The sequence below is a fragment of the Ruania rhizosphaerae genome, from assembly GCF_009805705.1.
In the GTDB taxonomy this organism is placed as follows: domain Bacteria; phylum Actinomycetota; class Actinomycetes; order Actinomycetales; family Beutenbergiaceae; genus Ruania; species Ruania rhizosphaerae.
Window position 1 is genome coordinate 61018 of the sequence record NZ_VSMB01000016.1, and the last position, 20494, is coordinate 81511.

At 66.3% G+C, this 20494-nt stretch carries 31 protein-coding genes; all 31 read left to right on the top strand.

Annotated features, from left to right (window positions below; translation table 11 throughout):
• The first annotated feature begins 92 nt into the window (after positions 1 to 92).
• Entirely contained in the window at positions 93 to 401 is a 309-nt protein-coding gene (rpsJ, locus tag FV560_RS17760) for a 30S ribosomal protein S10 (RefSeq protein ID WP_068249654.1), read from the top strand.
• A gap of 11 nt (positions 402 to 412) precedes the next feature.
• Positions 413 to 1078 carry a 50S ribosomal protein L3 gene (gene rplC, locus FV560_RS17765; RefSeq protein WP_159622912.1) on the top strand — a complete coding sequence of 222 codons (666 nt, stop codon included), beginning with the start codon at positions 413 to 415 and terminating at the stop codon, positions 1076 to 1078.
• 4 nt (positions 1079 to 1082) lie between these two features.
• A complete protein-coding gene (rplD, locus tag FV560_RS17770) occupies positions 1083 to 1763 on the top strand; it encodes a 50S ribosomal protein L4 (protein WP_159622913.1) in 681 nt (226 codons plus the stop codon).
• Positions 1760 to 2062 carry a 50S ribosomal protein L23 gene (rplW, locus tag FV560_RS17775; protein WP_159622914.1) on the top strand — a complete coding sequence of 101 codons (303 nt, stop codon included), beginning with the start codon at positions 1760 to 1762 and terminating at the stop codon, positions 2060 to 2062. Before rplD ends, rplW begins: the two co-directional genes overlap by 4 nt.
• 37 nt (positions 2063 to 2099) lie before the next feature.
• Positions 2100 to 2936 (top strand): 50S ribosomal protein L2, encoded by an 837-nt coding sequence (rplB, locus tag FV560_RS17780; protein ID WP_159622915.1) that lies wholly within the window; start codon positions 2100 to 2102, stop codon positions 2934 to 2936.
• Between the two features lie 15 nt (positions 2937 to 2951).
• Entirely contained in the window at positions 2952 to 3233 is a 282-nt protein-coding gene (rpsS, locus tag FV560_RS17785) for a 30S ribosomal protein S19 (RefSeq protein WP_159622916.1), read from the top strand.
• Between the two features lie 46 nt (positions 3234 to 3279).
• Positions 3280 to 3648, top strand: coding sequence for a 50S ribosomal protein L22 (gene rplV, locus FV560_RS17790; RefSeq protein ID WP_159622917.1), 369 nt, complete (start codon positions 3280 to 3282; stop codon positions 3646 to 3648).
• Positions 3648 to 4487 carry a 30S ribosomal protein S3 gene (gene rpsC, locus FV560_RS17795; protein WP_159622918.1) on the top strand — a complete coding sequence of 280 codons (840 nt, stop codon included), beginning with the start codon at positions 3648 to 3650 and terminating at the stop codon, positions 4485 to 4487. The genes rplV and rpsC overlap by 1 nt, the downstream gene beginning before the upstream one ends.
• A gap of 3 nt (positions 4488 to 4490) precedes the next feature.
• Positions 4491 to 4910: a 50S ribosomal protein L16 gene (rplP, locus tag FV560_RS17800; RefSeq protein ID WP_159622919.1), complete on the top strand. Its 420-nt coding sequence runs from the start codon at positions 4491 to 4493 to the stop codon at positions 4908 to 4910.
• The gene (gene rpmC / locus FV560_RS17805) at positions 4910 to 5152 is read left to right on the top strand and encodes a 50S ribosomal protein L29 (protein WP_159622920.1); all 243 of its coding nucleotides are present in this window, start codon (positions 4910 to 4912) and stop codon (positions 5150 to 5152) included. The genes rplP and rpmC overlap by 1 nt, the downstream gene beginning before the upstream one ends.
• A 14-nt stretch (positions 5153 to 5166) precedes the next feature.
• A complete protein-coding gene (gene rpsQ / locus FV560_RS17810) occupies positions 5167 to 5448 on the top strand; it encodes a 30S ribosomal protein S17 (protein WP_159622921.1) in 282 nt (93 codons plus the stop codon).
• Between the two features lie 103 nt (positions 5449 to 5551).
• The gene (gene rplN, locus FV560_RS17815) at positions 5552 to 5920 is read left to right on the top strand and encodes a 50S ribosomal protein L14 (RefSeq protein WP_159622922.1); all 369 of its coding nucleotides are present in this window, start codon (positions 5552 to 5554) and stop codon (positions 5918 to 5920) included.
• A gap of 3 nt (positions 5921 to 5923) precedes the next feature.
• The gene (rplX, locus tag FV560_RS17820; protein WP_159622923.1) at positions 5924 to 6268 is read left to right on the top strand and encodes a 50S ribosomal protein L24; all 345 of its coding nucleotides are present in this window, start codon (positions 5924 to 5926) and stop codon (positions 6266 to 6268) included.
• Complete coding sequence (rplE, locus tag FV560_RS17825) at positions 6265 to 6849, top strand: 50S ribosomal protein L5 (protein WP_159622924.1); 585 nt, start codon at positions 6265 to 6267, stop codon at positions 6847 to 6849. Before rplX ends, rplE begins: the two co-directional genes overlap by 4 nt.
• A 1-nt stretch (position 6850) precedes the next feature.
• Entirely contained in the window at positions 6851 to 7036 is a 186-nt protein-coding gene (locus FV560_RS17830) for a type Z 30S ribosomal protein S14 (RefSeq protein ID WP_159622925.1), read from the top strand.
• Positions 7037 to 7092: 56 nt separating this feature from the next.
• Positions 7093 to 7491 (top strand): 30S ribosomal protein S8, encoded by a 399-nt coding sequence (gene rpsH, locus FV560_RS17835; RefSeq protein ID WP_159622926.1) that lies wholly within the window; start codon positions 7093 to 7095, stop codon positions 7489 to 7491.
• Between the two features lie 20 nt (positions 7492 to 7511).
• Positions 7512 to 8051: a 50S ribosomal protein L6 gene (rplF, locus tag FV560_RS17840; protein ID WP_159622927.1), complete on the top strand. Its 540-nt coding sequence runs from the start codon at positions 7512 to 7514 to the stop codon at positions 8049 to 8051.
• 2 nt (positions 8052 to 8053) lie between these two features.
• Positions 8054 to 8425 (top strand): 50S ribosomal protein L18, encoded by a 372-nt coding sequence (gene rplR, locus FV560_RS17845; RefSeq protein ID WP_159622928.1) that lies wholly within the window; start codon positions 8054 to 8056, stop codon positions 8423 to 8425.
• 37 nt (positions 8426 to 8462) lie between these two features.
• On the top strand, positions 8463 to 9125 hold the full coding sequence (rpsE, locus tag FV560_RS17850; protein WP_159622929.1) for a 30S ribosomal protein S5: 663 nt from the start codon (positions 8463 to 8465) through the stop codon (positions 9123 to 9125).
• The gene (rpmD, locus tag FV560_RS17855) at positions 9122 to 9304 is read left to right on the top strand and encodes a 50S ribosomal protein L30 (protein ID WP_159622930.1); all 183 of its coding nucleotides are present in this window, start codon (positions 9122 to 9124) and stop codon (positions 9302 to 9304) included. Before rpsE ends, rpmD begins: the two co-directional genes overlap by 4 nt.
• 1 nt (position 9305) lies before the next feature.
• Complete coding sequence (rplO, locus tag FV560_RS17860) at positions 9306 to 9797, top strand: 50S ribosomal protein L15 (protein ID WP_159622931.1); 492 nt, start codon at positions 9306 to 9308, stop codon at positions 9795 to 9797.
• A 211-nt stretch (positions 9798 to 10008) separates the two neighbouring features.
• Positions 10009 to 11304: a preprotein translocase subunit SecY gene (gene secY / locus FV560_RS17865; protein ID WP_159622933.1), complete on the top strand. Its 1296-nt coding sequence runs from the start codon at positions 10009 to 10011 to the stop codon at positions 11302 to 11304.
• Positions 11301 to 11867, top strand: coding sequence for an adenylate kinase (locus tag FV560_RS17870; RefSeq protein WP_159622935.1), 567 nt, complete (start codon positions 11301 to 11303; stop codon positions 11865 to 11867). Before secY ends, FV560_RS17870 begins: the two co-directional genes overlap by 4 nt.
• Positions 11868 to 11869: 2 nt before the next feature.
• Entirely contained in the window at positions 11870 to 12691 is an 822-nt protein-coding gene (gene map, locus FV560_RS17875) for a type I methionyl aminopeptidase (protein WP_159622937.1), read from the top strand.
• A gap of 193 nt (positions 12692 to 12884) precedes the next feature.
• A complete protein-coding gene (locus FV560_RS17880; protein ID WP_159622939.1) occupies positions 12885 to 15284 on the top strand; it encodes a LuxR C-terminal-related transcriptional regulator in 2400 nt (799 codons plus the stop codon).
• An 8-nt stretch (positions 15285 to 15292) separates the two neighbouring features.
• On the top strand, positions 15293 to 17623 hold the full coding sequence (locus FV560_RS20430) for a hypothetical protein (RefSeq protein WP_159622941.1): 2331 nt from the start codon (positions 15293 to 15295) through the stop codon (positions 17621 to 17623).
• A gap of 292 nt (positions 17624 to 17915) precedes the next feature.
• Positions 17916 to 18137 carry a translation initiation factor IF-1 gene (infA, locus tag FV560_RS17890; RefSeq protein ID WP_159622943.1) on the top strand — a complete coding sequence of 74 codons (222 nt, stop codon included), beginning with the start codon at positions 17916 to 17918 and terminating at the stop codon, positions 18135 to 18137.
• Between the two features lie 79 nt (positions 18138 to 18216).
• Positions 18217 to 18330, top strand: a complete 114-nt coding sequence (gene rpmJ / locus FV560_RS17895; RefSeq protein ID WP_159622945.1) for a 50S ribosomal protein L36 — start codon at positions 18217 to 18219, stop codon at positions 18328 to 18330.
• A gap of 154 nt (positions 18331 to 18484) precedes the next feature.
• Entirely contained in the window at positions 18485 to 18862 is a 378-nt protein-coding gene (rpsM, locus tag FV560_RS17900; RefSeq protein WP_159622947.1) for a 30S ribosomal protein S13, read from the top strand.
• A gap of 75 nt (positions 18863 to 18937) precedes the next feature.
• Positions 18938 to 19345 (top strand): 30S ribosomal protein S11, encoded by a 408-nt coding sequence (rpsK, locus tag FV560_RS17905; RefSeq protein WP_159622950.1) that lies wholly within the window; start codon positions 18938 to 18940, stop codon positions 19343 to 19345.
• A 121-nt stretch (positions 19346 to 19466) separates the two neighbouring features.
• The gene (locus FV560_RS17910; protein ID WP_159622952.1) at positions 19467 to 20471 is read left to right on the top strand and encodes a DNA-directed RNA polymerase subunit alpha; all 1005 of its coding nucleotides are present in this window, start codon (positions 19467 to 19469) and stop codon (positions 20469 to 20471) included.
• Positions 20472 to 20494: the final 23 nt, after the last annotated feature.

The following is a 20494-nucleotide window of genomic DNA, read 5'->3' on the forward strand; positions in this document are numbered from 1 at the left end:
GTGCTCGCGGGAGGGATGTGTCGGAGTTTGCGACACGCCCGAGCGCGGGGGTCGGTCAGTTGCGGTACGAAGAGAGAGAGTCAGACGACGCCATGGCGGGACAGAAGATCCGCATCCGGCTCAAGTCCTACGACCACGAGGTCATCGACAACTCGGCGCGCAAGATCGTCGACACGGTGACTCGCGCTGGTGCAACGGTCGTGGGCCCGGTGCCGCTGCCAACCGAGAAGAACGTGTTCTGCGTCATCCGTTCTCCGCACAAGTACAAGGACAGCCGTGAGCATTTCGAAATGCGGACGCACAAGCGGCTGATCGACATTGTGGACCCGACGCCGAAGGCAGTCGATTCGCTCATGCGGCTCGATCTCCCGGCGGACGTCAACATCGAGATCAAGCTCTGAGGACTCCTGTCATGACTTCACTTCCCCAGCAGTCCGAGCGGGTCGTCAAGGCCGTGCTTGGGACCAAGCTCGGCATGACCCAGGTGTGGGACGACGAAGGCCGGCTCGTGCCGGTCTCCGTGGTCCAGGTGGGCACCAACGTCGTGACCCAGATCCGCACGGTCGAGGCGGATGGCTATTCAGCCGTCCAGCTCGGGTTCGGGCAGATCGACCCGCGCAAGGTCACCCAGCCGCTCAAGGGCCACTTCTCCAAGGCAGGCGTGACGCCACGCCGTCACGTGGCCGAGATCCGGACCGCGGATGCCGGCGACTACGAGCTCGGTCAGGAACTGACCGCGGAGACCTTTGAGGCCGGCGTAAGCGTCGACGTCGTCGGAACCACCAAGGGCAAGGGCACCGCCGGTGTGATGAAGCGGCATGGCTTCGCCGGCGTCGGCGCCTCCCACGGTGCGCACCGTAACCACCGCAAGCCCGGCTCGATCGGTGGCGCGGCAACGCCGTCACGCGTCTTCAAGGGCCTGCGTATGGCGGGCCGTATGGGCCATGCCCGACAGACCACCCAGAACCTGACCATCCACGCGGTCGATGCGGAGAAGGGCCTCTTGCTCGTCTCCGGTGCCGTTCCCGGCCCCAAGGGCGGCCTGGTCGTGGTTCGTACCGCCGCGAAGGGGGCCTGATCCCATGAGCACTGTGGTTGAGAACGCTCAGAACGTATCCGTTGACGTGCTCGACGCCAGCGGCAAGAAGTCCGGCACAGTCGAGCTGCCCGCCGAGGTGTTCGGTGTGCAGACCAACGTCCCGTTGATTCACCAGGTCGTGATCGCCCAGTTGGCCGCTGCCCGTCAGGGCACCCACAAGGCGAAGACGCGTGGCGAGGTCCGCGGCGGTGGGAAGAAGCCCTACAAGCAGAAGGGCACCGGTCGTGCTCGACAGGGTTCGACTCGTGCACCGCAGTTCGCCGGCGGTGGAACCGTGCACGGCCCCGTGCCGCGTGACTACAGCCAGCGCACACCCAAGAAGATGAAGGCCGCCGCATTGCGGGGGGCTCTGTCTGACCGTGCCCGCGCCGGCCGCGTCCATGTCGTCGAATCGTTGGTGTCGGGTTCGAGCCCGTCCACAGCGACGGCGACCGCCGTGCTGGCGAAGGCGGCGCTGTCCCGTCACGTCCTCGTGGTACTCGACCGTGAGGACGAGCTCGGGTGGCTGAGTCTGAGGAACGTGCCGACGGCTCACCTGATCCACCCGGATCAGCTCAACACGTATGACGTGCTGGTCAGTGACGACGTGGTCTTTACGTCTGCTGCGTTCGAGGCGTTCCTGGCGCCCGCCGGCGCACGCGAGTCCGAGGAGGAGCAGAAGTGACCGCACTCACGAAGGACCCGCGCGACATCGTGATCGCGCCCGTGGTCTCCGAGAAGAGCTATAACCTGCTCGACGAGGGCAAGTACACGTTCGTGGTGGACCCGCGCTCGAACAAGACCGAGATCAAGATCGCTATCGAGCAGATCTTCGCGGTCAAGGTCGAGTCGGTGAACACGATCAATCGCAAGGGGAAGACCCGCCGTACCCGGTTCGGGCTCGGCAAGCGCAAGGACACCAAGCGCGCCATCGTCACCCTGCGCGAGGGCACCATCGACATCTTCGGCGGGCAGGCCGGCTGAGCCGGCCCCGCGTAGCACAGATTGAGGATCGAATCTCATGGGAATCCGTAAGCACAAGCCGACGACGCCGGGCCGCCGTGGTTCGTCCGTCGCCGACTTCGTCGAGGTCACCCGCACGACGCCGGAGAAGTCGCTGGTCCGCCCGCTCACCAAGAGCGGTGGGCGGAACAGCTCAGGCCGGATCACGGCACGGCACATCGGTGGCGGGCACAAGCGTGCCTACCGGGTGATCGACTTCCGTCGCCACGACAAGGATGGTGTTCCGGCCAAGGTCGCTCACATCGAGTACGACCCGAACCGGACTGCGCGCATCGCGCTGCTTCACTACGCCGATGGCGAGAAGCGTTACATCCTGGCTCCGGTGAAGCTCAAGCAGGGCGATCGCATCGAGAACGGCCCGGGTGCGGACATCAAGCCTGGCAACAACCTGCCGATGCGCAACATCCCGGTCGGTACGGTGATCCACGCTGTCGAGCTCAAGCCCGGTGGCGGTGCAAAGATCGCCCGTTCGGCTGGTGCGTCGGTGCAGCTCGTCGCCAAGGACGGTCCCTACGCCCAGCTGCGGATGCCTTCGGGCGAGATTCGCAATGTGGATCTGCGCTGCCGCGCCTCCATCGGTGAGGTCGGCAACGCCGAGCAGTCCAACATCAACTGGGGTAAGGCCGGCCGGATGCGCTGGAAGGGCAAGCGCCCCCACGTGCGCGGTGTCGCGATGAACCCGGTCGACCACCCGCACGGTGGTGGTGAGGGTAAGACCTCTGGTGGCCGTCACCCGGTGAGCCCGTGGGGCCAGACCGAGGGTCGTACCCGCCGTCCGAACAAGCCGAGCGACAAGCTGATCGTGCGCCGCCGCCGCACCGGCAAGAAGCGCTGATAGGGAGACGACGAGATGCCTCGCAGTCTGAAGAAGGGTCCCTTCGTAGACGGCCACCTGCAGAAGAAGGTGGATGGCCAGAACGAGAAGGGCACCAAGAACGTCATCAAGACCTGGTCACGTCGGTCCGTCATCACGCCGGACTTCCTGGGCCACACCTTCGCGGTGCACGACGGTCGCAAGCACGTCCCGGTGTTCGTCACCGAGTCGATGGTCGGCCACAAGCTCGGGGAGTTCGCCCCGACCCGTACGTTCCGCGGGCACGAGAAGGACGACCGCAAAGCGCGTCGTCGCTGATACGCGGGTCACCGAGAAACTCTGAGTCTGAGAAGGCAGGACATCGATGGAAGCCAAGGCGCAGGCGCGATTCGTGCGCGTCACGCCCCAGAAGGCCAGGCGAGTCGTGGACATCATCCGCGGTAAGCAGGCTGATGAGGCCGTGGCGGTGCTCACGTATGCCCCGCAGGCGGCGGCAGAGACCGTTCGCAAGGTAGTCGAGAGCGCGGTGGCCAACGCCCGTGTGAAGGCGGACCAGGACTCCGTCGCGTTCAACAGCGGCGATCTGGTGATCGCCGAGGCGTATGTGGACGAAGGTCCCACGCTCAAGCGGTTCCGCCCCCGTGCACAGGGCCGGGCGAACCGGATCCTCAAGCGCACCAGCCACATCACTGTGATCGTGGCGGAACGACAGACCAAGGGAGGGGCTCGCTGATGGGCCAGAAGGTTAACCCCACCGGGTTCCGACTCGGCATCACCACCGATCACCGTTCCCGTTGGTTCGCTGACTCCACCAAGACGGGGCAGCGCTACCGCGACTACGTCCGCGAGGACGTCCAGATCCGCAAGCTCATGGCCACCGGCCTTGAGCGCGCCGGCATCGCGAAGGTCGAGATCGAGCGCACACGCGATCGTGTTCGTGTCGACCTGCACACCGCACGGCCGGGCATCGTCATCGGACGCCGCGGCGCGGAGGCCGACCGGCTGCGCGGTGAGCTGGAGAAGCTCACCGGTAAGCAGGTCCAGCTGAACATCCTCGAGGTCAAGAACCCGGAGATCGACGCTCAGCTCGTCGCGCAGGGTATCGCCGAGCAGCTTGCCTCGCGCGTGTCCTTCCGTCGTGCGATGCGCAAGGGCATGCAGTCCGCGCAGCGTGCGGGTGCGAAGGGGATCCGCGTGCAGTGCTCGGGCCGTCTGGGCGGGGCCGAGATGAGCCGCAGCGAGTTCTACCGCGAGGGCCGTGTGCCGCTGCACACCCTGCGTGCGTATGTGGACTACGGCTTCTTCGAGGCACGTACAACCTTCGGCCGGATCGGCGTGAAGGTATGGATCTACAAGGGCGACCAGACCGAGCGCGACTTCGCGCGTGAGCAGGCGTCCGCTGCTCCGCGTAACGCACGTGGGCGCGGTGAGCGGGGCGGCCGCGGACGTCGTCCCGACGCACGTGGCGGCCAGGGCAGCCAGGCCCCGGGTGCATCCGCTCCTGCGACCGACTCTTCCGCAACCACCTCCGGTTCCGCTCCCAGCGGTACCGGTTCCGAGACGGAGGCCTGAGCCATGCTCATCCCCCGGCGCACCAAGCACCGTAAGCAGCACCACCCCAAGCGTTCCGGCGTCGCCAAGGGCGGCACGACGATTGCCTTCGGCGACTACGGGATCCAGGCTCTCGAGCCGGCCTACGTTACCAACCGGCAGATCGAGGCCGCTCGTATCGCGATGACCCGGCACATCAAGCGTGGTGGAAAGGTCTGGATCAACATCTTCCCGGACCGTCCGCTGACCAAGAAGCCGGCTGAGACCCGCATGGGTTCCGGTAAGGGTTCGCCCGAATGGTGGGTGGCCAACGTCAAGCCCGGTCGGATCATGTTCGAACTGGCCGGAGTCAACGAAGAGCTGGCTCGCGAGGCACTGCGCCGCGCGCAGCACAAGCTCCCGATGAAGACGCGTTTCGTGCGTCGCGAGGGTGGTGACGTCTGATGGCTATCGGGTCGAAGGATCTGACGCCGGCCGACCTGGACGGCATGGACACCGAGCGGCTGTCCGCGGAGCTGAAGAAGGCCAAGCAGGAGTTGTTCAACCTGCGGTTCTCCTCGGCCACCGGCCAGCTGGAGGATCATGGACGACTGAAGACCGTGCGGCGCGACATCGCCCGCATCTACACGATCCTGCGGGAGCGTGAGCTCGGTATCCGTACCGCTCCGACCGCGGACGCGAAGTGAACGAGGCGAAGACGATGAGCAGCGAGAACATCAGCGAGGCGCCGCAGCGCAACTACCGCAAGACCCGCCGTGGGTATGTGGTCAGCGACAAGATGGACAAGACCGTTGTGGTCGAGGTCGAGGACCGCGTCAAGCACGCGCTGTACGGCAAGGTCCTGAAGCGCACCAACAAGGTCAAGGCACACGACGAGGAGAACGTCGTCGGTGTCGGGGATCTCGTCGAGATCATGGAGACCCGGCCGCTGTCCGCCACCAAGCGGTGGCGTGTCGTGGAGATCCTCGACAAGGCCAAGTGACCACCACCGGAGCCGTCTGTGTGACGGGTCCGGATGACGACCATCATCCGTTCGGCCAGGCTCGCTATCGGCGAGAACCGGCACGACGACAGGAGTAGATCGAATGATCCAGCAGGAGTCGCGACTCAAGGTCGCCGACAACACGGGTGCGAAGGAGATTCTGTGCATCCGTGTGCTCGGCGGCTCTGGACGTCGCTACGCCGGCATCGGCGACACCATCGTCGCCACCGTCAAGGACGCGATCCCCGGCGGCAACGTGAAGAAGGGTGACGTCGTCAAGGCGGTCGTCGTGCGCACGCGCAAGCAGCGCCGTCGTCCGGACGGTTCGTACATCCGCTTCGACGAGAACGCCGCGGTGATTCTCAAGAACGACGGCGAGCCGCGTGGGACGCGCATCTTCGGCCCGGTTGGGCGCGAGCTGCGCGACAAGCGGTTCATGCGCATCGTCTCGCTCGCCCCGGAGGTGCTGTAGACCATGGCAAAGATCAAGAAGGGCGACCTGGTGGTCGTCATCGCTGGCCGCGACAAGGGGCAGCAGGGCCGTGTGCTCTCAGTGCAGCCGGAGAACGACCGTGTGGTCGTCGAGGGCGTTCAGCGGGTGCAGCGTCACACCAAGGTCTCGCAAAGCCAGCGCGGATCGAAGACTGGCGGCATCGAGACGATCGAGGCGCCGATCCACATCAGCAACGTGATGCTGGTCGACCCGGAGACCAAGAAGGGCAGCCGTGTCGGCTACCGCACCGAGGACGTCGAGCGTGACGGTCGGACTCGTACCCAGCGGGTCCGGGTGGCCAAGCGCTCCGGTAAGGACATCTCATGAGCACCGTGACCGCAAGCTCTGACCACGTGACTGCGCAGCTGCCCAGGCTGAAGGCCAAGTACCGCGAGGAGATCCTCCCGGCGCTGCGCGAGGAGTTCGACCACGCGAACGTGCACCAGGTTGCCGGTCTGACGAAGATCGTCGTCAACATGGGTGTCGGCGATGCGGCGCGCGACTCGAAGTTGATCGAGGGCGCCGTGCGGGATCTCACCCTGATCACCGGCCAGAAGCCGAGCGTGACCAAGGCTCGCAAGTCCATCGCGCAGTTCAAGTTGCGCGAGGGGCAGCCGATCGGAACGCACGTCACACTGCGTGGTGACCGTATGTGGGAGTTCCTGGATCGTCTGCTGACCCTGGCACTGCCTCGGATCCGCGACTTCCGTGGTCTGTCCTCGAAGCACTTCGACGGCAACGGCAACTACACCTTCGGTCTGACGGAGCAGTCGATGTTCCACGAGATCGACCAGGACAAGATCGACCGCGTGCGCGGTATGGACATCACGGTCGTGACCACGGCGACCACCGACGACGAGGGCCGTTCGCTGCTGCGGCGCCTCGGCTTCCCGTTCAAGGAGGACTGACGTGGCGAAGACCGCTCTGATCCAGAAAGCCAACCGCAAGCCCAAGTTCGCGGTGCGTTCCTACACCCGGTGCGCGAAGTGCGGACGTCCGCACTCCGTCTACCGCAAGTTCGGCCTGTGCCGCGTGTGCCTTCGCGAGATGGCGCTCGCCGGCCAGCTCCCAGGCGTCACCAAGAGCAGCTGGTAAAACGACTACGTCGCAGGTCCGACTAGGAAACCGCGACGAGGAAGGGCATCAGCCCGATGACAATGACTGACCCCATCGCCGATATGTTGACGCGCTTGCGCAACGCGAACTCGGCGTTCCACGAGACGGTTTCCATGCCGTACTCCAAGCTCAAGTCCCACATCGCGGAGATCCTGCAGGCGGAGGGCTACATCAGTGGCTGGACCGTCGAGGACGCCGAAGTGGGCAAGACTCTCAGCCTGCAGCTGAAGTTCGGCCCCAACCGCGAGCGTTCGCTCGCGGGAGTTCGCCGGGTCTCGAAGCCAGGGCTGCGTGTGTACGCGAAGTCGACCAACCTGCCCAGGGTGCTCGGCGGACTCGGGGTGGCAATTCTGTCCACTTCGTCTGGTCTGCTGACGGACAAGCAGGCAGCCAAGAAGGGCGTAGGTGGGGAAGTCCTCGCCTACGTCTGGTGATTGAGGGAGGAGCCACAAGTATGTCTCGCATCGGCAAGATCCCCGTCGCCGTGCCCAGTGGGGTGGACGTGACCATCGACGGCCAGGCCGTCACGGTCAAGGGCCCCAAGGGCACGCTGTCGCACAATGTTCCCGCTCCGATCACGGTCACCCGTGATTCCGATGGCGCGATCGTGGTCAGCCGGCCGGATGAGGAGCGCGAGTCGCGCTCGTTGCACGGACTGACCCGCACCCTGATCGCCAACTGCGTGCAGGGTGTGACGCAGGGCTACGAGAAGAACCTCGAGATCGTCGGCACGGGTTTCCGTGTGCAGGCGAAGGGCTCCGATCTGGAGTTCGCCCTGGGCTTCTCGCACCCGGTCACGGTGACGGCACCGGAGGGCATCACGTTCAATGTTGAGTCGCCGACCAAGTTCTCGGTCGTCGGCATCGACAAGCAGGTCGTCGGCGAGGTTGCGGCGAACATCAGGAAGATCCGTAGGCCTGAGCCGTACAAGGGCAAGGGTGTGCGGTATGCGGGCGAGCAGGTCCGCCGCAAGGTCGGAAAGGCTGGTAAGTAGCCATGGCTGTGTCCATCAAGGGCAAGGGCAAGCGGACCGCACGGGCGCGTCGTCACCTGCGGGTTCGCAAGCGGATCACCGGTACCACCGAACGTCCGCGTCTCGTGGTCAACCGTTCTGCACGCCACATCGTGGCGCAGCTCGTGGACGACACTGCTGGTGTCACACTCGCGTCGGCCTCCTCGCTCGAAGCCGACCTTCGTGCGGACTCCGGCGACAAGACGGCCAAGGCGCGTCAGGTCGGTGAGCTGGTTGCCAAGCGGGCCAAGGCCCGAGGCGTCGGCCTCGCCGTGTTTGACCGAGGCGGCAACAAGTACCACGGACGCGTCGCGGCAGTGGCCGACGGCGCCCGCGAGGGAGGGCTGTCCCTGTGACCGTTCCTCAGCACACCAACGAGCAAAGGATCGCATGATGGCTGCTCCCCAGCGCAGCAGGACCGGTTCGTCCGCCGGCGCCGGCGGCGAGCGCACCAACGACCGTCGTGATCGCCGCGGCGGCGACAACCGTCGCGGCGACGACCGCAACACCTACGTCGAGCGGGTCGTGACGATCAATCGCGTCGCCAAGGTCGTCAAGGGTGGTCGTCGTTTCTCCTTCACGGCTCTCGTGGTGGTCGGCGACGGTGAAGGCACCGTCGGCGTGGGCTACGGCAAGGCCAAGGAAGTGCCGGCGGCGATTGCCAAGGGCGTCGAGGAGGCGAAGAAGAACTTCTTCAAGGTCCCGATGATCCAGAAGACGATCCCGCACACGGTGCAGGGCGAGGACGCCGCAGGCGTGGTGCTCTTGCGCCCGGCATCTCCGGGTACCGGTGTTATCGCCGGCGGCCCGGTGCGTGCGGTACTCGACTGCGCCGGTATCCACGACGTCCTGAGCAAGTCGCTCGGGTCGTCCAACGCGATCAACATCGTGCACGCCACAGTGGCGGGGTTGAGGGCGCTCGAGCAGCCAGAGGCTGTGGCAGCCCGGCGCGGCCTGCCCCTGGACGAGGTCGCACCGCATGCGATGCTGCGGGCCCAGGCGGCTGGTCGCGCGGACGCCAGCTCCGACAAGGAGAGCGCCGAGGTGGCGTCATGAGTCAGCTGAAGGTCACCCAGAAGAAGTCCGCCATCGGCGGGAAGCAGAACCAGCGTGACACGCTGCGCTCGCTCGGTCTCAAGCGCATCGGCGATTCCGTCGTGAAGGAAGACCGTCCCGAGGTTCGCGGCATGGTCACCACGGTGGCGCATCTCGTCACCGTCGAGGAGGTTGACTGACATGGCCGAGAAGAAGAGTGGGGCGGCAGGCGAGAGCGCTGCCGGACCCGCACCGCTGAAGGTGCACCACCTGCGTCCTGCCCCCGGGGCACACACCGCGAAGACCCGCGTGGGCCGCGGTGAGGGATCGAAGGGGAAGACCGCTGGTCGAGGCACCAAGGGCACCAAGGCTCGCTACCAGGTGCCTGCCGGGTTCGAGGGTGGTCAGACGCCGCTGCACATGCGTCTGCCGAAGCTGCGCGGGTTCAAGAACCCGTTCCGTACTGAGTACCAGGTGGTGAACCTGGACAAGCTGAGTGCGCTCTACCCCGAGGGTGGTGCTGTCACCGTGGAGGACCTCGTCGCCAAGGGCGCGGTCCGCGGCGGGAAGCCCGTCAAGGTGCTCGGTACCGGCGAGGTGAGCGTGACACTCGAGGTGACCGGCGTCAGCGCCGTGTCGGCCTCTGCCAAGGACAAGATCGTCGCTGCCGGAGGCAGCGTCGAGCTCGCCTGAGGCCTGCATGAATTCTGGGGACGGCGGCGTGGGAGTGCTCCCGCGTCGCCGTCTTCGTATCCAGCCGTGGGCGCGACGTTCCACGGCGCTGTGTCTGCCGGACGAGGTGACGGCGCTGATGCCGTACCGTAGGCAGTCGGTACCTGTCATTCGTTCGACGGGGCTGGTGCTGTCGGCCTCGAGAACCCACTGATCCCTCCCAGGAGGACCATTGCTCAGCGCATTCGTCCGCGCGTTCCGTACGCCGGATCTGCGGCGGAAGCTGCTCTTCACGCTCGGGATCATGGCCATCTTCCGATTCGGGTCGTTCGTCCCGACTCCGGGGATCGACTACACCAACGTGCGTGTGTGCACCGAGCCCGGCACGGACGGCAGCGTCCTCGGCCTGGTGAACCTGTTCAGCGGCGGGGCGCTGCTGCAGCTGTCGGTGTTCGCACTCGGGGTGATGCCCTACATCACCGCCAGCATCATCGTGCAGCTGCTGCGGGTCGTGATCCCCCGGTTCGAAGCTCTCCACAAGGAAGGGCAGTCCGGCACGGCGGTGCTGACCCAGTACACCCGCTACCTGACGATCGGCCTGGCGATTCTCCAGGCCACCACGATCATCACGGTGGCGCGGACCGGCAACCTGTACCCGGACTGCAACCTGGACATCCTCGTCGACGACTCGGTCATGACGATCCTGCTGATGATCCTGACCATGACCGCCGGGACCGGGCTGATCATGTGGCTCGGTGAGCTCATTACCGAGCGTGGTGTCGGCAACGGGATGTCGCTGCTGATCTTCACGTCGATCGCCTCGAGCTTCCCGTCGGCGTTCCGCCAGATCCAGCTCGCGGACGACGGCGCGATCAAGCTGGCGATTTTCGTGGTCATCTCACTGCTGGTGATCGGGCTGATCGTCTTCGTCGAGCAGTCCCAGCGCCGCATCCCGGTTCAGTACGCCAAGCGCATGGTCGGACGGCGTATGTACGGCGGATCCAGCACGTACATCCCGATCAAGATCAACATGTCCGGTGTGATCCCGGTGATCTTCGCGTCCTCGCTGATGGCGCTGCCCGTGCTGGCGGCTCAGTTCGCCGATCCGACGGATTCGTGGGTGCAGTGGGTGTCGAGCAATCTCGCCGACCCGGGGCAGAACATCTACATCGCGGTCTACGTGGCGCTGATCTTGTTCTTCGCCTTCTTCTACACCTCGATCACGTTCAACCCGGACGACGTGGCTGACAACATGAAGCGTTACGGTGGCTTCATTCCGGGCATCCGGGCCGGACGCCCGACGGCAGAGTATCTGCAGTATGTGATCACCCGCATCACCACTGCGGGCGCGATCTATCTCGCGATCGTCGCGTTGATCCCGACGATCGCCTTCAAGCTGATGGGAATCAGCACCACGATCCCGTTCGGCGGCACATCGCTGCTGATCCTGGTGAGTGTGGGGCTGGAGACGGTCAAGCAGATCGATTCCCAGCTGCAGCAACGGCACTACGAAGGGTTCTTGCGATGACGAATGCCCGACTGGTCCTGCTCGGTCCGCCCGGCGCGGGAAAGGGGACGCAGGCCGCGCGCCTGGCTGATCGCCTGGGCGTCCCGGCGATTTCCACCGGCGACATCTTCCGCAGCAACGTGGCCGAGGGCACCGAGCTCGGACAACTCGCCCAGAAGTACATGAACGCCGGCGAGTACGTGCCCGACGAGGTGACGAACCAGATGGTCGCCGGGCGGCTCTCGGAAGCGGATGCGACCGATGGGTTCCTGCTCGACGGCTATCCCCGGACCGCGGCCCAGGTGGACGAGCTCGATCAGATGCTCGCCGACCGGGGCGGTCTCACCCACGTCATCGAGCTGACCGCCGACACCGACGAGGTCGTCGAGCGACTACTCAAGCGTGCCCAGGAGCAGGGGCGCGCCGACGACACCGAATCGGTGATCCGGCGGCGACTTGAGGTCTACGCCGAGCAGACCGCTCCGCTGGTCGACGTCTACTCCGAGCGCGGTCTGCTGCTCCAGGTCGACGGGATGGGCGAGATGGACGAGGTCACCGAGCGGCTGACGGCCGCCCTCGCCTGACGATGTTCGGACGGCCATCGATTGAGCTGAAGTCTCCAGGCGAGATCCGGGTCATGCGCAAGGCGGGCCTGGTGGTCGCGGACGTGCATGATGCAGTGAGGGCCGTGATGGCAGACGGCGTACGCACGAGGGATCTGGACGCTGTTGCGGCGGACGTTCTCGCGTCTGCGGGAGCGCGATCGAACTTCCTCGGCTACCACGGCTTTCCCGGGGTTCTGTGCGTTTCCGTGAACGACGAGGTCGTTCACGGCATCCCCGGTGATCGCGTCCTGCGTGAGGGAGACGTGGTCTCGGTCGACGCCGGCGCAATCGTCGACGGCTGGCACGGTGACGCTGCGTTCACTGCGATCGTCGGTGCGGGTGACCAACGCGACCGGGCGATGGTCGACGCGGCGGAGGCAGCGCTCTGGGACGGGATCGCAGCGCTTGCAGGTGGCGGGCGGCTTGGTGTGGTCGGCGATGCGATCGAGACCGCCCTCGAATCGAACGGGACCAGGTACGGGATCATCCGCGACTATGTCGGGCACGGGATCGGGACGGCGATGCATCAGCCACCGGACGTGCTGAACTACCGTTCCACGCACCGGGGACCGAAGATCAAGGCAGGTCTGTGCGTGGCGATCGAGCCGATGATCACCCGCGGGTCAGAGGAGACCGCAGTGCTCGAGGACGAGTGGACCGTCGTCACCACCGATGGTTCCAGGGCAGCGCATACCGAGCACACTGTCGCAGTGCATGAGGACGGGATCTGGGTGCTGACGGCGCGTGACGGTGGGGCCGAGGCTCTCACCACACGTGGTGTGACGCCAGCTGCACTCGACTGAACGGACGCCGTCGTAGGCCACTACTCGGACCACGGTCTCAGTGTCCGGGATCGATCGCTCTGGTGCGGCTTCTGGCGCGAGGGGCTGCCTCTGGATGGAGGCTGCTGTGGCGGACCCTGGGTGCTAGCGTCGGCTTCACTCGGCCCGGGAGGTGAGGCAGTTGGCGCGTCTGCAGCCGCCGCGCCCTCGGGGCGTGCCACGCCTTCCGCGGGACGCCGAGGTCCCGGAGCCGGTGCTGGCCGCCCTGTCATCCCACTATCCGCTGACGGTGATCAGGGGGCCTCGCGGGTACGGCAAGACCAGCGCTCTCCAGCAATGGTTCGATATCAGCCCCGATCGTCCGCAGACCGTGTACTCCGCTCTGACGACCGTGAGCAACGATGGGGACGGCTTCTGGTCGGAGGTGGCCGCCGCCCTCACAGGTGCAGGGCTCCTGGACTCCGACGATGACCCGCACGTGGCCGTCGCCGGACTGTTACGCACGCGCATCGAGCCGCTGCTGCTGGTCGTCGACGACATGCACGAGGCCGGATTGCACGAGGATCCCGGAGAGATCGACGACGAACTGGTGGAGTTGGTCAAGCACAACGACCAGCTGTACCTGGTGGTCGCCGGACGCACCCTCCGCCCGATCGAGACGACCGGGACGTTGTCCGTCGATGCCGCGGTGATCGGCCCGGATGACCTCCGGCTCACTGGCGATGCCGTGTTCCGGCTGGGACGTCGGCTCGGGGCCGAACTGACGAAGGACGAGGCTCAGCAGGTTGCGGTGGATCTCGGTGGTTGGCCGTCAGCGATCCGCGCGGGCCTGGTCCGCTCCAGTGGTGATGGTGCTCCTGCGACGATCGATCGCGACGTGGTTGAACACTACGTGGCTGCGATGGTGCGTGATCTGCGGTTCGAGAAGGTCCGGGCCTTCCTGCTGCGCACAGCGATCCCGGACGAGTTCGATCTCGACATCGCGCGTGAGATCGTACCCGAGGGAAACACCGCCCGGCTCTTGCGCAATGTGCTCATGGCCGGCCTGATCTATGAACGCGAGACCGTTGAAGGCTCGCGCTACTCCTATGCCCCGGCGATCAGGTCGGCACTCGTGCGGATGGTCCGAGAACAGCACCCGGAACTGGAGATCGAGGTGCACCATGCGCTCATGCGGTATGCGGAGCGGCGACACCTTCCCGCGCGGGTGCTGGCGCATGCCGCGCACGCGGGGGAGTGGGAGCGCGCTCTGGACGTACTCGACCACGACTGGGACCGCCTGCTGGTGGAAGAGCCGCTGCTGCTGGGTGACGTGGCACGCATGTTCCCGGCGCCGCTGGTCGCCGAGAACGCCCGGTTGCGCGTGGCGGTCGACTATCTGGACGGTGATGTGGTTCCGCGTGATGGCCGCAACCGCCGACACGGCCCGGACTCGCCGGCGCTGTATACGGAAGTTCTCCGCCAGCACGCGGATCTGCGGGATGGTGCGACGCCGTCGGGACACGACGGGCGGGATGTGCAGCTGGTGCTGCTGCAGTGGGGCGTCGCGAGCGCACTACACGGTGAGCTGGATATCGCGCTCTATGCGTTCTCGCAGGCGCGTGCGGTCGCGTTGCTGGACAGCACAGGTGCCCAGACTGCCGGATTCGGAACGACAGGACTCGCCCTGGTGCACGCCATCCAGGGGGAGCCCCGCACCGCGCTGCGCTGGCTCGCTGAGCTCGAACTAGAGCCTGGCCGGACCAACGGGATCCTCGGCACCAGCGCATCCGTGGCCCGTGCACTCGCCAGCGTCGATGCTGCTGGCGAGGACGCGGATGCGTCGGTTGCGGCCCTGCCGGAGCGTCATCACCGGGACGAGCTGTGGGCGCTGGCGGTCTTCGTCCGGGCACATCACGCCGTCCTTGCCGGCGGCCGCGATGACATTGTCGCGGTGACCAACGAACTGCGGGCGGCCGTGCGATACCTCCGGCGCGGTTCACGTGCCGAAGCGCTCCTGACCGAATCCCTGGTGGAAGCGCTGCTGGCTGCGGGAATGGCGGACGTCGCGCGCCAGGTGGTCGCCCGTGTCGAGCCGCACCAGCTGATCCGCGTCAGTCAGGCCAAGCTGGCGTTGCATGAGCACGCCTACGACGAGGTCGTGCGACATGCCTCCAGGGTGCTGGACTCACGTGCACTGACGCAGCGCTATGCCATGGAGTGCCAGGTCCTGCTGGCTGCCGCCTACCACGCCACGCGGCAAGCGGGGCGTGCCGGGGAGGCTTTCGACGCAGCCGTCACGCTCGCTCAGCAGACTGGTCAGCGACGCCCGTTCGTCCTGATGGGCAGGCATGCATTCGTCGCACTGGCAGCCAGTGACGGCGATGTCCTGAGGCTCTGGCCGGGTCGCCACGGCGCCGAGCCACCGGTGATCGAGTCGCGCGGCTCCAATGCTCTGACATCCCGCGAGCTGGAGATCCTCGAAGCGCTCGCGGATCATCCGGGCCCGGTGGGGATCGCCCAAGCCCTCGGTCTGTCAACCAACACGGTCAAGACCCAGCTGCGGTCGGTGTATCGCAAGCTCGACGTGTCCAACCGTGCCGAGGCCCTGGCTGCTGCTCGGCGGCAGGGGTGAGTACCCGCATGGCGAACGTGCCACCTGGGTTGCCCCGGTTGTCCACCTCGTACGTGCCGCCGTCGGAGCTGGCTGCCAGGATGACGGCCTTGCCGGCCGTCACCGTGGTCCGCGCGCCCCGTGGCTGGGGCAAGGCCTCCTGGACCCGGTGGATGGTGTCCCGGTCCGTCGAGGAGGTACTGCCCGTCTGGGTGCGCCTCGCACCGGGTATCGATGCGCAGGGGTTCTGGCATCGCATGCAACATGCGGCTCGCGTGAGCACCGCGATCAAGGACCCTCCCCGGGACGGTGCCGCGTTCGGTGCGGTGCTCGGCGCGGAAGCTGCGCTCCGGGGGCGTCATGTCGTGCTCGTTCTCGATGGCTATCACCACCTGACCGACCCATGCATCGATCGTGAGGTCGTCGGTCTCGTTCGCCGAGGAGGTCTGATCCGCACAGTAGTGCTGACGCGGCGGGAGCAGCCCATCGAGCAGTTGCTGGTTGCAGAACCTGGTGCAACGCTCCTCCGCGCACCCGACCTCGCGCTCGGGGCGGATGAGGTGGCGCGGTGTGCGCTGCTATCCGGCTGGTCGATGGGTCGCGACGAAGCGGCGGCGCTGGGTGCCGACGTCGGTGGCTGGCCGGCGTTGGTTCGCGTGCTGCTTCGGGAACGCCGGAGTCGTGCGCCTCGCGGCGGGTTGGGCCGGTTTCTCGCCGCAACGCTGCAGGAACCGGATGCCGTGGGCTTTGCCCGGTCATTGATGGTTCTGTCCGCGTCAGAGCACCTGGATGGACCAACTCTCGCGGATCTGTGCGGCGATGGTGCGACACCGGAATCGGTGCAACGCGCGCTCGCGGAGTCCGGACTGCTGGTCGGAGACCGGATCCCGGAGAAGATTCGGCAGGCAGCGGCCTCGCTGCTCGCCGAGACCGATCCGGCCTTGGCGCGGCGCGTGCGGCGGCGCCTCGCGGACCGATGGCGGTGTGCAGGCGATGCCGTGCGGGCATTGGAACAGGCGGTCGAGGCCGGCGACCTCCGTCTGATCGAAGAGCTCGCTACCAGCTCGTGGATGTCGCTCGTCGACCACCCGGGGGTTGTCTCGCGTGCTCTGGCGCAACTGCCGGATCACCTCGTGGCTGTGCGTGCAGAACTCCTCATCCTGCGATCGGGCGGCGAGTCGGGCTCGGGGCGCCACGTGATGGATGGGTTCGGCTTCTCGCCTGCTGTCGCACGAATGCCCGAACTCCTCGAGCAGCTCGCACGACGACGGCTACTGGCGGTCGACCTGGTGCGAGCACAGCACACCTTCGCTGATCTGTACCACAGCGCTGAGGTGCGGGGGGAGCCGCTCCGGAGGCGGGCGGCCGCCGCGGGACATGCGCTGACGTCAGCTCTGCTCGGTCAGCGCCGCCGGGGTCTCGAGTGGTACGAACTGGCCGAGTCCGTCGCCGAGGCTGGGGCTGTCCACGACCTCGGGGCGTGCCTGGCAGGACTGGCTCGGTGGGTGCTGCACTTCGACGGGGCAGAACCGGGCACACCTGCCCCGATCGAGACCAGGGGCTGCCCAGTGCCCGAGCTGGTCGAGTTGGCGGAGGTGATCGAGGCAGCGTTCGCGGTGCGCGATCCGGCCTCACGTGATCTCACGCGCGTCGAACTCGCGAGCGACCGGGCGCCCGCTGATACCGATGAGCGTTCACCGCTGATCGTGTCGGTAGCGCTCTCGCTTCAAGTCGACGTGTTTCTGCTGGCTGGCGAGCTGGACAAGTGCCGATCGTTGCTGGCCCAGACCAGAGACGGGCTGCGAGTCACCGAGACCCTGGCGGCCCGGGTGGACTTGTACACCGGCGACAACGGCGGCGCATTGCGGCGGACCGGAGGATTCGATCAGTGGGCTGCTGCACACCCTCGCCGAGCGATGGAACTCGCGCTCGTACGAGCGTGTGCGCAGCATCGCTCAGGGCTCCACGCCGAGGCGGAGGACACACTGCGATTCGCCGTCACGGTCGCCCAGATGCATCAGCTGGTCAGTGCGTTCTTGATGGTGCCGCGGCCGGACCTGCTCGCGATCGCAGGCGAGCGCGGCCACCTGCGGGCATTCCTCGACCGGATCCCGTTCGAGCGCATCGGGCCCGGGTACCCACCCCCGGGGGCCCCGGTTCACCTCACCGACCGGGAACTCGCCGTCCTGCGCGATCTTCAGGGTCCGTGGTCTCTCACGGTTCTCGCACACCGGACCTACGTGACCGTCAACACAGTGCGCTCCCAGGTTCGCGCCATCTATTCGAAGCTCGGTGTGCACACGCGAGCGGACGCCGTGCGCCGAGGGCGTGAGCTCGGGCTCCTGTCACCGGAGCCGTGAGAGGGGGAGGGCTGCCGGAGCCGTGCCTCTGGCACCTCCCGGCGACGACGTCGTGTGTCCAGACGGGCCGCCGCGCGCGGATGTGAGGCATACCGCAGCCGGTGTGCCAGCCGTGAACTTCCCACGAGGGAGCCCATGCCGTAACATAGACCGTTGGGCGTGCTCTGCCACCTGCACACATCGTCCGATTGCTTCCTAGCCGGCCCCTCGGCTGTGCCATGGAGTGCGTGAACGATGTCAGGTGGTGCGCAGAGGCGCCGGTGTCAGAACAGCACTGCAGTTAGCGGAGGACATGGGTAAGAAGGACGGTGTCATCGAGATCGAGGGCAGCGTGGTCGAGGCTTTGCCGAACGCGATGTTTCGCGTGGAGCTCAGCAACGGTCACAAGGTTCTCGCTCACATCTCGGGCAAGATGCGACAGCATTACATCCGAATCCTCCCGGAGGACAGGGTGGTGGTTGAGTTGAGCCCGTACGACCTGTCCCGCGGCCGTATCGTCTACCGCTACAAGTAATCCACCCTCCGAGCACGCCGGTATCGGCGCCACGGTCCCAGCGGGGCCCGGTGCGTCGCGCCCGGCAAAGGAAACCACCATGAAGGTCAAGCCGAGCGTCAAGAAGATCTGCGACAACTGCAAGGTCATCCGTCGTAGCGGGACCGTGCGCGTGATCTGCACGAACCTGCGGCACAAGCAGCGTCAGGGCTGACAGCCCCGATGCACGTCGCGTCACCTCCGGTGACGCACCCACAGCGCATCATCGTCCGTCGTCCGCGACGGCCCACCCCCGGTCGGAGGCCGGGGCCCGGAATATCCGGGGTGATGGTGCGGAAGACCTCCGCGACTCACAGGAGTGAGAACGAATGGCACGACTCGTCGGTGTCGACCTCCCCCGCGACAAGCGGCTCGAGGTGGCACTCACCTACATCTTCGGTGTCGGACGCACCCGCGCGGCTGAGACTCTGAAGGCGACCGGGCTGAGCCCGGACCTGCGCGTCAAGGACCTGGGCGACAACGACGTCGTCGCCCTGCGTGACTACCTCGAGGCGACCTACCAGCTGGAGGGTGACCTGCGGCGTGAGATTGCTGCGGACATCCGTCGCAAGGTCGAGATCGGGTGCTACCAGGGCCTGCGTCACCGTCGCGGGCTGCCCGTGCATGGGCAGCGCACCAAGACCAACGCCCGTACCCGCAAGGGTCCCAAGCGGACCGTCGCCGGCAAGAAGAAGGCCGGTCGCTAGTAGTCCGACGACGGCCGGCCCGACACCGCCGGCCCGTCCGGACCGACGACCTCACCGAAGAAAGAGAACGCACAGATGCCTCCCAAGACTCGCCAGGCGACTGCCACGCGCAAGCCGCGCCGCAAGGAGAAGAAGAACGTCTCCCAGGGCAACGCCTACATCAAGTCCACCTTCAACAACACGATCGTCTCCATCACCGACCCGTCGGGTGCGGTGATCTCCTGGGCTTCCTCCGGCCAGGTCGGGTTCAAGGGGTCGCGCAAGTCGACCCCGTTCGCGGCCCAGCTCGCTGCCGAGGCTGCTGCTCGCAAGGCTCAGGAGCACGGGATGAAGAAGGTCGACGTGTTCGTCAAGGGCCCGGGTTCGGGCCGTGAGACAGCGATCCGCTCGCTGCAGGCGACCGGCCTTGAGGTCGGTTCGATCCAGGACGTGACACCGCAGGCGCACAACGGCTGCCGCCCGCCGAAGCGTCGTCGCGTCTGATTCTCGTCCTGACGGCCGCGCGCCCAGGACCACCAGCACTGCAGGACCCCCTCGCCTGGACAGATGGGCGGGGGAGACGCACGGCGTCATATAGCGGACGCCTGCCGAAAGGACACTCACCGTGCTCATTGCACAGCGCCCCACCCTGACCGAGGACGTCGTCGACGAGTATCGCTCGCGCTTCGTCATCGAGCCGCTCGAGCCTGGCTTCGGATACACGCTCGGCAACTCCCTGCGCCGGACCCTTCTCTCCTCCATCCCTGGTGCAGCTGTCACCAGCATCCGGATCGACGGCGTGCTCCACGAGTTCTCCACGATCCCTGGTGTGAAGGAGGATGTCACCGAGATCATCCTCAACATCAAGAACATCGTGGTCTCGTCCGAGAACGACGAGCCGGTTGTGATGTACCTGCGCAAGCAGGGCCCAGGCACGGTCACTGCCGCTGACATCACCCCGCCGGCCGGAGTTGAGGTGCACAACCCGGAGCTGCACATCGCCACCATCAATGCCAAGGGCAAGGTGGAGATCGAGCTGACCGTCGAGCGTGGCCGCGGCTATGTCTCGGCCGCGCAGAACAAGCCGTTCGATGCCGAGATCGGTCGAGTTCCCGTGGACTCGATCTACTCGCCGGTACTCAAGGTGACGTACAAGGTTGAGGCCACTCGTGTCGAGCAGCGTACGGACTTCGACCGACTGATCGTCGATGTCGAGACCAAGCGTTCCATGGCCCCGCGTGACGCACTCGCCTCGGCTGGAAAGACCTTGGTGGAGTTGTTCGGTCTCGCTCGCGAGCTGAACGTCGAGGCCGAAGGAATCGAGATCGGCCCATCGCCGACCGACTCGGCCCTGGCCGAGGACCTCGCGCTGCCGATCGAGCAGCTGGACCTGACGATCCGTTCGTACAACTGCCTCAAGCGCGAAGGTATCCACACCGTCGGTGAGCTCGTCGCACGCAGTGAGGCGGATCTGCTCGACATCCGCAACTTCGGCGCGAAGTCGATCACCGAGGTCAAGGAGAAGCTGGTCGGTCTCGGTCTGTCCCTGAAGGACAGCCCGGCCGACTTCGACCCGACGCTCGTGGCCAGCGCGTACGACGACGGCGACGACTTCGACGCCTACAACTGAGCAGCCGGCCCCATCAAGAAGAA

Bases quoted from the DNA above. Each gene is read 5' to 3' on its own strand.
- rpsJ (WP_068249654.1), top strand. From the start codon at position 93: ATGGCGGGACAGAAGATCCGCATCCGGCTCAAGTCCTACGACCACGAG.
- rplC (WP_159622912.1), top strand. From the start codon at position 413: ATGACTTCACTTCCCCAGCAGTCCGAGCGGGTCGTCAAGGCCGTGCTT.
- rplD (WP_159622913.1), top strand. From the start codon at position 1,083: ATGAGCACTGTGGTTGAGAACGCTCAGAACGTATCCGTTGACGTGCTC.
- rplB (WP_159622915.1), top strand. From the start codon at position 2,100: ATGGGAATCCGTAAGCACAAGCCGACGACGCCGGGCCGCCGTGGTTCG.
- rpsS (WP_159622916.1), top strand. From the start codon at position 2,952: ATGCCTCGCAGTCTGAAGAAGGGTCCCTTCGTAGACGGCCACCTGCAG.
- rplV (WP_159622917.1), top strand. From the start codon at position 3,280: ATGGAAGCCAAGGCGCAGGCGCGATTCGTGCGCGTCACGCCCCAGAAG.
- rpsC (WP_159622918.1), top strand. From the start codon at position 3,648: ATGGGCCAGAAGGTTAACCCCACCGGGTTCCGACTCGGCATCACCACC.
- rplP (WP_159622919.1), top strand. From the start codon at position 4,491: ATGCTCATCCCCCGGCGCACCAAGCACCGTAAGCAGCACCACCCCAAG.
- rpmC (WP_159622920.1), top strand. From the start codon at position 4,910: ATGGCTATCGGGTCGAAGGATCTGACGCCGGCCGACCTGGACGGCATG.
- rpsQ (WP_159622921.1), top strand. From the start codon at position 5,167: ATGAGCAGCGAGAACATCAGCGAGGCGCCGCAGCGCAACTACCGCAAG.
- rplN (WP_159622922.1), top strand. From the start codon at position 5,552: ATGATCCAGCAGGAGTCGCGACTCAAGGTCGCCGACAACACGGGTGCG.
- rplX (WP_159622923.1), top strand. From the start codon at position 5,924: ATGGCAAAGATCAAGAAGGGCGACCTGGTGGTCGTCATCGCTGGCCGC.
- rplE (WP_159622924.1), top strand. From the start codon at position 6,265: ATGAGCACCGTGACCGCAAGCTCTGACCACGTGACTGCGCAGCTGCCC.
- rpsH (WP_159622926.1), top strand. From the start codon at position 7,093: ATGACAATGACTGACCCCATCGCCGATATGTTGACGCGCTTGCGCAAC.
- rplF (WP_159622927.1), top strand. From the start codon at position 7,512: ATGTCTCGCATCGGCAAGATCCCCGTCGCCGTGCCCAGTGGGGTGGAC.
- rplR (WP_159622928.1), top strand. From the start codon at position 8,054: ATGGCTGTGTCCATCAAGGGCAAGGGCAAGCGGACCGCACGGGCGCGT.
- rpsE (WP_159622929.1), top strand. From the start codon at position 8,463: ATGGCTGCTCCCCAGCGCAGCAGGACCGGTTCGTCCGCCGGCGCCGGC.
- rpmD (WP_159622930.1), top strand. From the start codon at position 9,122: ATGAGTCAGCTGAAGGTCACCCAGAAGAAGTCCGCCATCGGCGGGAAG.
- rplO (WP_159622931.1), top strand. From the start codon at position 9,306: ATGGCCGAGAAGAAGAGTGGGGCGGCAGGCGAGAGCGCTGCCGGACCC.
- FV560_RS17870 (WP_159622935.1), top strand. From the start codon at position 11,301: ATGACGAATGCCCGACTGGTCCTGCTCGGTCCGCCCGGCGCGGGAAAG.
- map (WP_159622937.1), top strand. From the start codon at position 11,870: ATGTTCGGACGGCCATCGATTGAGCTGAAGTCTCCAGGCGAGATCCGG.
- FV560_RS20430 (WP_159622941.1), top strand. From the start codon at position 15,293: ATGGCGAACGTGCCACCTGGGTTGCCCCGGTTGTCCACCTCGTACGTG.
- infA (WP_159622943.1), top strand. From the start codon at position 17,916: ATGGGTAAGAAGGACGGTGTCATCGAGATCGAGGGCAGCGTGGTCGAG.
- rpmJ (WP_159622945.1), top strand. From the start codon at position 18,217: ATGAAGGTCAAGCCGAGCGTCAAGAAGATCTGCGACAACTGCAAGGTC.
- rpsM (WP_159622947.1), top strand. From the start codon at position 18,485: ATGGCACGACTCGTCGGTGTCGACCTCCCCCGCGACAAGCGGCTCGAG.
- rpsK (WP_159622950.1), top strand. From the start codon at position 18,938: ATGCCTCCCAAGACTCGCCAGGCGACTGCCACGCGCAAGCCGCGCCGC.